Source organism: Streptomyces sp. NPDC006283 (assembly GCF_040613325.1).
Taxonomy (GTDB): Bacteria; Actinomycetota; Actinomycetes; order Streptomycetales; family Streptomycetaceae; genus Streptomyces.
Window position 1 is genome coordinate 1 of the sequence record NZ_JBEXRZ010000220.1, and the last position, 12,032, is coordinate 12,032.

General features: G+C 70.2%; 11 protein-coding genes. 9 read left to right on the forward strand and 2 right to left on the reverse strand.

Annotated features, from left to right (window positions below; genetic code table 11):
* The first annotated feature begins 95 nt into the window (after window positions 1-95).
* From ABZ070_RS30460 to ABZ070_RS30485, 6 genes are all read left to right on the forward strand, one after another.
* Window positions 96-1,328, forward strand: coding sequence for an MBL fold metallo-hydrolase (locus ABZ070_RS30460; protein ID WP_356638557.1), 1,233 nt, complete (start codon window positions 96-98; stop codon window positions 1,326-1,328).
* A 693-nt stretch (window positions 1,329-2,021) separates the two neighbouring features.
* Complete coding sequence (locus tag ABZ070_RS30465; protein WP_356638558.1) at window positions 2,022-4,004, forward strand: ATP-binding protein; 1,983 nt, start codon at window positions 2,022-2,024, stop codon at window positions 4,002-4,004.
* 7 nt (window positions 4,005-4,011) lie between these two features.
* A complete protein-coding gene (locus ABZ070_RS30470) occupies window positions 4,012-4,446 on the forward strand; it encodes a roadblock/LC7 domain-containing protein (protein ID WP_356638559.1) in 435 nt (144 codons plus the stop codon).
* Window positions 4,447-4,448: 2 nt separating this feature from the next.
* Entirely contained in the window at window positions 4,449-4,820 is a 372-nt protein-coding gene (locus ABZ070_RS30475; RefSeq protein ID WP_356638560.1) for a DUF742 domain-containing protein, read from the forward strand.
* Window positions 4,798-5,454 (forward strand): ATP/GTP-binding protein, encoded by a 657-nt coding sequence (locus ABZ070_RS30480; RefSeq protein ID WP_356638561.1) that lies wholly within the window; start codon window positions 4,798-4,800, stop codon window positions 5,452-5,454. The genes ABZ070_RS30475 and ABZ070_RS30480 overlap by 23 nt, the downstream gene beginning before the upstream one ends.
* Complete coding sequence (locus tag ABZ070_RS30485; RefSeq protein ID WP_356638562.1) at window positions 5,451-6,020, forward strand: GAF domain-containing protein; 570 nt, start codon at window positions 5,451-5,453, stop codon at window positions 6,018-6,020. The genes ABZ070_RS30480 and ABZ070_RS30485 overlap by 4 nt, the downstream gene beginning before the upstream one ends.
* A 123-nt stretch (window positions 6,021-6,143) precedes the next feature.
* On the opposite strand, the gene ABZ070_RS30490 is transcribed toward ABZ070_RS30485, so the two are convergent.
* Window positions 6,144-7,340 carry an acyl-CoA dehydrogenase family protein gene (locus tag ABZ070_RS30490; protein WP_356638563.1) on the reverse strand — a complete coding sequence of 399 codons (1,197 nt, stop codon included), beginning with the start codon at window positions 7,338-7,340 and terminating at the stop codon, window positions 6,144-6,146.
* A gap of 351 nt (window positions 7,341-7,691) precedes the next feature.
* Window positions 7,692-8,738, reverse strand: a complete 1,047-nt coding sequence (locus ABZ070_RS30495) for a LacI family DNA-binding transcriptional regulator (protein ID WP_356638567.1) — start codon at window positions 8,736-8,738, stop codon at window positions 7,692-7,694.
* Between the two features lie 199 nt (window positions 8,739-8,937).
* On the opposite strand from ABZ070_RS30495, the gene ABZ070_RS30500 reads away from it, so the two are divergent.
* The 3 genes from ABZ070_RS30500 to ABZ070_RS30510 are packed head-to-tail and all read left to right on the forward strand — an operon-like array spanning window position 8,938 to window position 11,711.
* Complete coding sequence (locus ABZ070_RS30500; protein ID WP_356638564.1) at window positions 8,938-9,801, forward strand: ABC transporter permease; 864 nt, start codon at window positions 8,938-8,940, stop codon at window positions 9,799-9,801.
* Window positions 9,802-9,846: 45 nt separating this feature from the next.
* On the forward strand, window positions 9,847-10,869 hold the full coding sequence (locus tag ABZ070_RS30505; protein ID WP_356638565.1) for an ABC transporter substrate-binding protein: 1,023 nt from the start codon (window positions 9,847-9,849) through the stop codon (window positions 10,867-10,869).
* Window positions 10,866-11,711 carry an ABC transporter ATP-binding protein gene (locus tag ABZ070_RS30510; protein WP_356638566.1) on the forward strand — a complete coding sequence of 282 codons (846 nt, stop codon included), beginning with the start codon at window positions 10,866-10,868 and terminating at the stop codon, window positions 11,709-11,711. Before ABZ070_RS30505 ends, ABZ070_RS30510 begins: the two co-directional genes overlap by 4 nt.
* Window positions 11,712-12,032 lie beyond the last annotated feature (321 nt).

Consider the following 12,032-nt stretch of genomic DNA (forward strand, 5'->3'; position numbering starts at 1 on the left):
GGCCGCAGCCGGTCCGCGGACCGGCCGCGGCCCACTCATCACCGCATGCACCCATAACCGCACATAATGGAAATCACCGAGCATCAGGAGGTGCCTTGTCCGGCGCTGGTCCCACCCCGCAACTGCGTTCCCGGCTGCGCTCGCTGAGGCCGGCCGCTTTCGGGGCCGATCCGACCGGTGAGCGCATGGCACGCATCCGCCGCTCGCCCAATTTCTCCGACGGCGTCTTCCAGAACCCGGTGGGGGCGAGAACCAGACCGTCAGGCGCCTCCATGGTCGAATTCGTCAAGATCTACTTCGCCAAGGAGGCCAGGGCCCGCCGTGTGCCCGTCGGGCCTGTGCCTGTGCACTCCACGACGCTCGCCGATCTGACCAGGCCCGCCGCCTCCGGGCTGCGGCTCACCTGGATGGGGCATTCGAGTGTCCTCGCGGAGATCGACGGGCGCCGTGTGCTGTTCGACCCCGTCTGGGGAGAGCGGTGCTCTCCGTTCGCCTTCGCGGGGCCCAAGCGGCTGCACCCCGTCCCTGCGCCGCTCGCGGCCCTCGGCACCGTCGACGTCGTCGTGATCTCCCACGACCACTACGACCACCTCGACCTGCCCACCATCCGTGCTCTCGCCTCCACGGACACCGTCTTCGCCGTCCCGCTCGGCGTGGGCGCGCACCTCGAGCGGTGGGGCGTGTCCCCGGACCGCCTGCGCGAACTGGACTGGAACGAGTCCACGGAGATCAACGGCCTCCGACTGACCGCGACCCCCGCGCGCCACTTCTGCGGACGCGGGCTGCGCAACCAGCAGCACACCCTGTGGGCCTCCTGGGTCGTCGCCGGTCCCGAGCACCGGATCTACCACAGCGGCGACACCGGCTACTTCCCCGGCTTCCGGGACATCGGCGCGGAGCACGGCCCGTTCGACGCGACGATGATCCAGATCGGCGCCTACTCCGAGTACTGGCCCGACATCCACATGACTCCGGCGGAGGGCATGCGCGCCCACCTCGATCTGCAGGGCGGCCGCCCGGCCGGTGTGATGCTGCCGATCCACTGGGGCACGTTCAACCTCGCGCCGCACCCCTGGGCGGAGCCGGGCGAGGGCACCGTGGCGGCCGCCGAGGAGGCGGGCGCGCGTATTGCGCTGCCGCGGCCGGGTGAACCGTTCGAGCCGACCTCCTCGGCGGTTCCCTCGTCGCCGTGGTGGCGCGGGGTGGCAACGGTTCCGGTCGAGGGCTGGCCCGCGGTGGCCGCGTCCGCGCAGACGGCCGCGACGAAGTCGGCGGCGGACAACGCGTCGTCCGGCCCCGACGCACAGGAGGTCGCTCCCAGGGCCTGAGGCGAGCGGCGTCCCGCAGGCCGCCCGCGCTCAGGCCCACCGCCCCCGCCCGGGGCTCGGCCGTGAGACCGTGCGCCCTGTTCGGCGGATGCGTTGCCCGGTCCGTCGGCGCCGGGCCGGGCGCGAAGCCGGGCCACGTGGCGCGGTGCTGCCTCGAGCCCCTCGCCTCGGTCGCAGGCCGGACGTGAGTTGCCCCCGGGGTGCAGTCGCCTGGGGACGGTGGGAGCGCTCGGCGGAGCCGGACGGGTCGAGGAGCCGATTTCGCGGAGCGAAACGCAGCCCGCCCGGGGTACTTCCCCTACGCCCCACGGCTTATCCCGCCGACGGGCATCGCCAGAAGCGCGTATCAGGAGTCCGGGACTTGGCCCGGACCGGGCAGTGGGCTCCCGCGGAACGCCAGTCAACAGTGGAGGGCGGCCCCCGGCCCCCGGCCCCCGGCCCCCGGCCCCCGGCCCACCGTGTCTGCCCCACCCCGCCCCGCCATTTCGCACTGTCGTGCGAGCCCTCATACCAGAGCGGGACGAATGGCGGGCAACTTCGGCAAGTGCCCGTCGCGCGTCCACGTCACCCGACTACCGTGTGTGGCCGGTGATTGACGGTGGGCTCTCGTTCGCGTGCCCGGGTTCCGCCGTGGAGTCATGCCGACCACACGCACTACGCCGATTCCTGGGGCCCCACGTACCGAGGACGCTGATGTCTCAACTACGCGCACCAGCCGCGCGGTCCGACCGCCGAGAGGGCGGGCGTCACGGCCGGCCAGGCACCCGCTCCCTGACGTCCGCGGGCAGGACGTCGTCCGCGGCCGCACATCCGGAAGCCCGCATACGACCCCAAATCCTCCGCACCGCCGTCCTGCCCACCGTGGTCGCCGCCCTCAGCGGCGCCACCGCGGTGGTCATCACGCTGCGCGCCACCACTCCCGAACCGTCAGCCGGCCTGTGGGCCGCGCTGACCGCCATGGCCGTCCTGGCCATAGCCGCCGTCGCCGTCGCCGCGCGCGGCGCCGACCGCACGGCCAAGTCCGTGCTCGACCGATGTTCCGAGCTGCGTCGCTCCACCGCCCGCGGCCACGCGGAGCTGCGCACGGTCGTCGACATGCTGCGACGCGGTGAGGGCCCCCCGCCCGGCCGTGCGTCGTCATCCCCGCAGTCGCCCGCGCGGGGGGACGAGTTCGACCTGCTGGCACAGGAGTTGTCACGCTCGCACGACGCCGCCGTGACGGCGGTCGTGGAGGCGTCCCGGCTCTCCAGCAGCGTGGGCAACGAGCAGAAGGTCGAGGTTTTCGTCAACCTGGCCCGCCGGCTTCAGTCCCTCGTGCACCGCGAGATCCAGCTGCTCGACGAACTGGAGAACGAGGTCGAGGATCCCGAGCTGCTCAAGGGCCTCTTCCACGTCGACCACCTCGCCACGCGTATCCGCAGGCACGCCGAGAATCTCGCCGTCCTCGGCGGCGCCATCTCCCGCCGGCAGTGGTCCAACCCGGTCACCATGACCGAGGTGCTCAGGTCGGCGATCGCCGAGGTGGAGCAGTACCCCAGGGTCAAGCTGGTGCCTCCGATCGACGGCACGCTGCGCGGCCACGCGGTCGCCGACGTGATCCACCTGCTGGCAGAACTGGTGGAGAACGCCACGCTGTTCTCCGCCCCGCACACCCAGGTGCTGTTGCGTGCCCAGCATGTGACGGCCGGACTGGCCGTCGAGGTGGAGGACCGCGGCCTCGGTATGCCGTTGCAGGAGCAGGACAAGATGAACGCCCTCCTCATGGATCCCGACCAGGTCAACGTGGCCCATCTCCTGCAGGACGGCAGGATCGGTCTGTTCGTCGTCTCCGCGCTGGCCCGCCGGCACGGCATCGCCGTACGGCTCCAGTCGAACATCTACGGCGGCGTCCAGGCGGTGCTCGTCCTGCCACAGGGTCTGCTGGGCGCCGAGCGGGACGAGTCGGGCAGGCCGGAGGCGGTCGCCAGGGCCGCCGCCCATTCCGCCCACCCTGCCGGCGGGCATGCGGGCGACAGCAGTGGACAGGCCGTCGGATACTCCGGCGGACACAGGGACGCGCCCCACATCGCGGCGATGCCACCACCCTCCTTGCCCCAGTCGGCACTGCCCGCTCACCCAGGACCGATGCCGGCGCAGCGCGAACCGGTCCCTGCCGCCGCCATGGCACATGAGCCCCTCCCCGTCAAAGGGGAGCAGGCCTCCCGTCCGAACCCGGCGACCGCCCGCCCGGGCGTCGGCCACACCGCACCACCGCACGGCGCCACACCTTCGCCCGGACCCGCGACGGCCGAACCGCCGTCCGGCCCTGTCGTGCGGGGCACCATGGGCCGTCCGCAACTGCCCAAGCGCCGTAGCCAGGAACATCTGGTCCCGCAGTTGCGGGACGCCCCGGCACCGCGCGAGGACGACGAGCCCGCCCTGCACGACCCGGGCCTGATGGCCGCCTTCCAGCGGGGTATCGGGCTTGCGGAGATCCAGCCGGAGCGGGAGACGCACCCCTCCGGACAACCACCCCACTCCGGCCTCCAGTCCCACCGCGGACAGTCGTCCTTGGCCGGACAGCAGTCCATCGCCGGACAGCAGTCCTATTCCGCTCAACAGCACCACTCCGGCCCCCAGTCCCCCCACCTCCAACCCCTCGATCCTCTGCGGCACGACCCCACCACCAAGGAGTAGATGCACCATGGCGAGCGATGTGCCGACCGGCCGCGTCTCGGACCTTGACTGGCTGTTGAGCGGTCTGGTCCAGCGTGTGCCGTACACACGAAACGCGGTACTCCTCTCCTCCGACGGCCTGGTGAAATCGGTGCACGGCCTGGACCACGACAGCGCCGACCACATGGCCGCCCTCGCCTCCGGCCTGTACTCATTGGGCCGCAGCGCCGGAGCGCGCTTCGGCGACGGTGGTGAGGTGCGGCAGGTCGTGGTCGAACTCGACTCCACGCTGCTGTTCGTCTCCACGGCCGGCTCCGGTACTTGTCTCGCCGTGCTCGCGGGACGGGAGGCCGACGCCGCCGTACTCGGATACGAGATGGCGATGCTGGTCAAGAGCGTGCGTCCGTACTTGGCCACGCCTGTCAGACAGTCCGCGGGAGCACGGGGCGCCGCAGGACAATGACCATGCCCTCGCCGCTGGACGGGCCGCTTCTCGACGATGCGGCGGGCAGGCTGATCCGTCCGTACACGGTGAGCGGCGGCCGCACCCGTCCGACGGCCGCCCTCGACCTGCTCTCCATGGTGATGGCCACCGGGGCCGCGCCGCAGGTGCAACTCGGGCCGGAGCACACCGTGGCGCTGAGGCTGTGCCACGGGCCCACGTCCGTCGCCGAGATCTCCGCCCACTTACGGCTACCGGCCGTTGTCACCAAGGTGCTCCTCTCCGACCTCGTGGACTGCGGCGCGCTCACCGCGCGGGCGCCGCGCAGCCACGACACATCCACGGACCGTTCATTGCTGGAGGCGGTGCTCGATGGCTTACGACGACGGCTCTGATTTCCACCGGGCCGGCGACGGCTCTCATGCCCGCGGCGCCGACGACGGCGACCTGTTCCCCACGGCGCTCAAGATTCTGATCGCCGGCGGGTTCGGGGTCGGCAAGACGACCTTTGTGGGAGCGGTCAGCGAGATCGACCCGCTCAGTACCGAGGAACTGCTCACCCAGGTCAGCGTGGCCACGGACAGCCTGGAAGGCATCGAGTCCAAGACGACCACCACGGTCGCCATGGACTTCGGCCGCATCACCCTGGACGACCGCCATGTGCTCTACCTTTTCGGCACACCCGGACAGGAGCGGTTCTGGTTCATGTGGGACGAGCTCTCGGAGGGCGCCCTGGGGGCGATCGTGCTCGCCGACACCCGCAGGCTCGAGGACTCGTTCTCTGCCGTCGACTTCTTCGAGCGGCGCGGCATCGGATTCGTCGTGGCCGTCAACGAGTTCGACGGCGCCTACCGCTACGAGCCGGACGAGGTGCGTGCGGCGATCGACCTCAAGCCGGAGGTGCCGGTCGTCCTCTGCGACGCGCGCGTCGCGAGCTCGGGCATCGGAACGCTGGTCACCCTCGTTCAGCACCTGCTCACCACCACCGTCGTGCCGGGCCCGGCACCGAGCTATGGAGCACCGACATGACGTATGACCCCATCGGCCATCTCCTGCTGACGCCCGTGGACCGTGAGGCACCCGCCCGCGTACAGCGGTTGCGTCAGCTGGGATTCGGCGACCGGCCGGACGCGGCCTTCGACGACTTCGCCCGCAAGCTCGCCGAAGTGACCGGCGCCCCGTTCTCCATGGTCAACTTCATCGACGAGAACCGGCAGTTCTTCGCGGGGCTGCACACTCCTTCGGGCAGCCACAGCGGTGCCGACCTGGGGGCCGCCACGGGCGGCACCCCGGTCAGCCGCTTCATGGCACGTGACCACGGCTACTGCCCCCATGTGGTCGTGCGCCGCAAGGCGCTCGTCCTGGAGGACGTCTGCGACTACCCGCGCTTCGCGGGCAACCCCGTCGTCGACGAGATCGGCATCCGCTCCTATCTGGGGGCGCCGCTGATCGACCGCACGGGGATGACGCTGGGCACGATCTGCGTCGTCGACACGGAGCCCCGACCGTGGGGGCGGGCGGGGCTCGAGACGATCAAGTCACTTGCCGCGGAACTGATCGAGCAGATCCACCGCCGGGAAGACCGCGGTATCTGAGGCGCCGCCCATGGAGCGCGGCCGCCCCGGCCGCCTCCGGAGCCCCGCCGGCCGGCAGACGCCGGGCGTAAGGTCGCACCGCGACGCCTGCGGGCCCGCCACCCGGCCGGCGCGAGCCGACGGTCAGCCCGCCGGAACCATCCGTACCTCCTCCGACAGCCGCTGCGACCACTCGCCTTTCGCCGTGCCCAGGGCCACCTCCGCCAGTCGCAGCAGCTGGACGTCCGACGTGCCGGCGGGCGCGAACATATGGTGCGCGTCGCGCAGATAGCGCTCGATGGGGCGGTTCGTGAACAGGCCTGCGGCGGCATGGATCTCCATGGCGTTGCGGGCCGAGTCGATCGCCGACTCCACGTTCACCAGCTTGGCGTTCATCAGCTCCGCGTCGCACGGCATGCCCGCGTCCAGCAGATGCACGGCGTGGTACGCGGCGAGCCGGGAGGTCATGAGCCGTGACTGCATCATGCCGAGCTTCAGTTTCACGGACGGCAGTTCGTGCAGCGGCTTGCCGTAGCGGTGGCGCTCCTCGCAGAATCGGGTGGTCTCCTCAAGGATCGCCTGGTGGATGCCGAGAGACACGGCTGTCAGGTTGGCCCGTCCGTACAGGACGCTCGAGGAGTACGCCACGGCGAGCCCGTCGCCTTCGTCGCCGAGCCGGTTGGCTGCCGGAACCCGGCAGTTGTCGAAGTACAGCTCTCCGAAGCTGAATCCGTGCAGCCCCATCGTCGGCTGTTCGTCGCCCGCGCGGAATCCGGGGCGGTCCGACTCGACGAGGAACGCCGTCAGCCCTTTCGATCCCGCACCGGTCCTGACCACTACGCCGTGCAGATCTCCGACGTGACTGTTCCCGACAAACACTTTTCGGCCATTGAGGAGGTAATCGCCGCCGTCCCTTACCGCGGTGGCGCTCATCCCCAGAACGTGTCCCCCCGACTCCGGCTCGGTGACGGCGATGGTCGGCAGGCACTCACCGGCGGCGATGGCGGGCAGCCATGTCTTCTTCTGCTCGTCGCTGCCGAAATGCACGATCTTGGCGACACCCAGCTGCGATGCCTGCACCATGGCGCCCATGGCGCCGCTGACCCGGGAGAGCTCCTCGATGATGAGGGTCTTGGCGAGGTGGCCCAGCGCCATGCCGCCGTACTCGCTGCTGATGGTGGCGCCGATCCAGCCCTGCCGCGCGATCAGGTCGGACAGCTCCCGGTGGACCGAGCGGGCGGCTTCCATGGCCGGGATCCGCGGTCGCACCTCTCTTTCGGCGAACTTCCTGACGACAGCTCGCAGTTGATGATGCAGCCGACTGGCGAAGTATCCGTCCATCACGAGCTCCCCTCCCGAAACGCCTGCTCGCGCGGGTGTTCGAGCAGGCGGTGCATCGGCAGTGCTACCGTCTCCGAACAGGCCGACGCCCTCAGCCTGTTGACCCTTTCATGGGGCCACAAGGCCGAGGTCAACTTTGACCGAAATCAAAGCCGTTGACGTTTGATTGATCACGTGAAGCTCGTGGTACTCGACCGGCTCTGTTCATCCGTACGGCATTCCCGGGAAACCTCCTCCTGCCACATGCCCACGGCAATGGTTTCGTGTGTACCTGGTCCGGCCGATGGTCAGAGCTCCGGCGCGCGCCGAGGTGGCGACCGGCGCGCGTGGCGCGTATCGGTCGCAGCCACGTCAGTGCGCGCCCCCGCCGGCCCGAGCCGGACGTGGCGGCGGGGGAGCGACGCTGGCACGCAGGACGACCTCACCGCCCACCCGCAGCACCCGCGACCGGGAGCCGCGCGGCTCTCGCAGCGCGAGTGCCATCACCTCCTGTCCCATGGCGGCGAGCGGCAGGGCGACCGTCGTGAGTGGCGGTGAGAGTTCCCGCACGAGGGGGATGTCGTCGAAGCCCGCCAGCGAGATGTCGTCCGGCACGCGTACGCCCTGCTCCCGGAAGGCGGCGAGCGCGCCGACCGCCATCACGTCGGTCACCGCGAACACGCAGGTGGGCAGTTCGCCGCGGGCGAGCAAGGCCCGCGCCGCCGCGTACCCGCCTTCGCGGGTGAAGGGCCCGCGTACGATCCGCTCCCGAGGCAGGGCGACGCCGGCCCGCGCCAGCTCGTCCCGGAAGCCGGCGAGCCGGTCGGAGACCGTGGTCAGCGAGGGCGGCCCGGTGAGCACCGCGAAGTCCCGGTGCCCCAGGTCGAGGAGAGCCCTGGCCAGGGCCGCGGCTCCGCCCCGGTTCTCCGGGAGTACGGCGTCGACCCGCAGGCTGCGGTGCCGGCTGACGACCGCCACGCGTCCCCCCGCCCGCACATAGGGCTCCAGTTCCGCGGCGAGCGCCCGTTCCCAGGTCCGGTCCTGGAAGCCGGAGCCGATCAGCAGGATGGCGCGGGCCCGCTGGGCGCGCAGCGTGGACACGTAGGCGATCTCGCGCGCCGGTTCGCGGAAGGTGCTCGCCAGCATCACCAGCAGATCCTTCTCCGCGGCTGCGCGCATCACGCCGGCGGCGATCGCCGCGAAGTAGGGGTCGCCCACGTCGTGGCAGATGAGGCCCACGGTGTTGTTCGACGCGCTGGCGAGGGCCTGGGCATGGGCGTTGGGGATGTAGCCCAGCAGGTCGGCGGCCGCGCGTACCCGGCTGCGCAGTTCCTCGCGTACCCGGGCGGTGCCGTTCAGGGCTCGTGACGCCGTGGCGAGGGACACGCCCGCTCTGCGGGCGACAGCGTCCAGCGTCACATGAGCCTGTGGTTCTTGTTCACTCACTTGACCCCCCGAAACTTCGGGACGGCCTATTGACCGTGCGGACCGGCAGTCATTAGCGTGGCCGCACCATACCAGAAAGCGCTTTCTGAAAGCGTTTTCTCGATGGTGGATCGAAGAACCCGGCCGATCCGGACGGCTCTTGCCGACCGTTCCGGAGACCCAGGAGTTGACCGTGAGTCAGAGCGTCATCAAGTCACCACCCGCACAGGTGGCAGGAGTCGACAGGCGGAACGGCCCGAGCGCGGGGGAGCGGGCCTCACGGTTGCTCGAGCAGAGCTGGCGGCCCGTCGCCCTGCTGCTCGCGTGCTTCGCCGCCTGGTGGGTGGTCGCCGCCGCCGAAATCGTCGAGCCCTACCTCGTCCCCTCGCCGGGCGCGACGCTCGACGTGCTCACCGGGAAGGCCGACTACATCTGGCAGCACACATGGGTGACCACCTACGAGACGCTGCTCGGCTTCCTGATCGCCGTTGTCGTCGGCGTGTTCGCCGCCGTGGTGATGGTCTACTCGGCCACTGTCGAGAAGACCCTCTACCCGATCCTGCTCTTCGCCCAGGTCGTGCCGAAGATCGCCATCGCCCCGCTGTTCGTCGTATGGCTGGGCTTCGGCATCGCACCGAAGATCTTCATCGCGGTGCTGATCGCCTTCTTCCCCGTCGTCATCTCCATGGTGACGGGACTCAAGGCGGTCGACCCGGAGATGCTCCAGCTGTCCTCGACCATGGGCGCGAGCCCCTGGCAGACCTTTGTGAAGATCCGCATGCCCGCTTCGCTGCCGCATCTGTTCTCCGGACTCAAGGTCGCGGTGACGCTCGCCGTGACGGGCGCGGTCGTCGGCGAGTTCGTCGGCGCCAACGAGGGTCTCGGCTATGTGATCCTCCAGGCCAACGGCAACCTCGACACCCCGATGCTCTTCGCCGGCCTGCTGGTGATGTCCCTGATCGGCGTCGTCCTCTTCGTCCTCGTCGAGGTCGCGGAGAAGCTGCTGCTCCCGTGGCACGCCAGCCGCCGCGAGACCGGCGTCACCACCACGTACTGACCTGACTACCGGCCACATGTCCCACGTTGACAAGAAGGACCAGCCATGACTGCGCGCAGACTGCTTATGACCGGCCTCGTACCGCTGCTTCTGGTCGCCACGGCCTGCGGGGAGGACGGCTCGGACACATCGACCAGCTCCTCCGGCAAGGAGCTGGACAAGGTGACGCTGACGCTCAACTGGTACCCGTACGGCGAACACGCGCCGTTCTACTACGGCAAGCAGCAGAAGATCTTCGAGAAGCACGGCATCGACATAGAGATCCGCGCCGGCCAGGGCTCCCAGAAGACGGTGCAGGCGACCGGCGCCGGACAGACCGACTTCGGCTGGGCCGACACACCCGCCGTCCTGTCCGGCGTCGACGCCGGCGTCAAGGTCAAGAGCCTCGGCGTCTTTCTGCAGACCACCCCGTCATCGGTGCAGTTCTTCGAGTCGCAGGGCATCAAGAGCCCCGCCGACCTCAAGGGCAAGACCATCGCGGGCACCGCGGGCGACGCGCTCTCCAAGACGTTCCCCATCTTCCTGAAGAAGAACGGCCTTGCCGAGTCCGACGTGAAGGTGCAAAACACGGACCCGGCCGGCAAGATCGCCGCCGTGATGTCCGGCCAGACCGACGGACTGCTCGGTTACGCCAGCGACCAGGGGCCCACCATGCAGAACAAGGCCAAGAAGCCGGTCTCGTACCTGCGCTTCTCAGAGAACGGGCTGAACTTCTACTCCAACGGTCTGATCGCCGGCCAGAAGGTCCTCACCGGCAAGAAGGATCTCGCCCAGCGTATGGCGAAGGCGGTCAGCGAGTCGTTCGCCGCAGCGGAGAAGGCGCCGGACCCGGCCGTCGCCTCGATGGAAGGCGCGAGCGAGCAGCTCCCGCCGAAGGAGGTTCTGTCCGAGCAGTTCGCCACGACGCTCACCCTTCTGCACACCGACTCGACGCAGGGCAAGGCACCGGGCGTCAACGCCGAGGCCGACTGGCAGCAGACCATCGACGTCTTCACCGAGGCCGGACTGGTGAGGAGCCCCAAGGCCGTGGCCGAGTACTGGGACAGCGCCACCGCGATGAAGGGATGACGATGCCCAGAAACACCACCGTGCGGGAGCCGGAAGTGACGAAGGACGGACGAAGCAGCGGGCCCGGCAGCACAGCGGCGGTCGGCATCAAGGACGTCGCCGTCCGCTTCCGCACCAAGAACCGTGACGTGACCGCGCTGACCGACATCGATCTCGAGGTGCCCATGGGGCAGTTCGTCGCGATCGTCGGACCGTCCGGATGCGGCAAGTCGACGCTGCTCAAACTGGTCGCGGGGCTTCTGCAGCCGTCCGCGGGCGATGTGCTGCTGAACGGCGAGCGGGTGCGCGGGCCGCGCCACGACATCGGCTACGTGTTCCAGCGCGCGGCCCTGCTGGAGTGGCGTTCGGCGCGCCGCAACATCCTGCTGCAGGCGGAGATGCGAAAGATGCCGGCGGAGCTGGGGCGCCGGCGCGCCGACGAACTCATCGCGATGACCGGCCTGAGCGGCTTCGAGGACGCGCTGCCGCACGAGCTGTCCGGCGGTATGCAGCAGCGGGTCGCCCTGTGCCGCGCCCTGCTGCACGAGCCGCCCGTCCTGCTCATGGACGAGCCGTTCGGCGCGCTCGACGCGCTCACCCGCGAGCAGATGAACACCGAACTCAACCGCATCTGGCGTGAGACCGGCACCACGGTGCTCCTGGTCACGCACTCCATCTCCGAGGCCTGCTACCTCGCCGACCGGGTGGTGGTGATGAGCCCCAGGCCCGGCACCATCACCGAGATCATCGACGTGGGGCTGCCGCCGGAGCGCGATTACACGGAGACGATGGGGCGGCCCGAGTTCCGGGAGGCCACCACCCATATCCGCGGCCTGCTCGGTGCGGTCTCCGCGCAGGACTGAGCCGGGCGCGGTCTGCGCGCAGCACGTGAGCCGGGCCCCGGTCCTCCAAGGACCGGGGCCCGGCTCTTCGTGTGCGTCCGGGTCAGGCCCTTCGCGTACGACCTGGCCGGGCAGGCCTTCGCGCAGGTCCGGGCCGGGCCCGGTGTCCGCGCTGGTCCGGCCGGGCCCGGTGTCCGCGCTGGTCCGGCCGGGCCCGGTGTCCGCGCTGGTCCGGCCGGGCCCGGTGTCCGCGCTGGTCCGGGGCCGGCCCGGTGTCCGCGCAGGACTGAGCAGACGCGCTGCGGCAACTCGGGCAACACCTCGGAACCGCACCTCCACTTC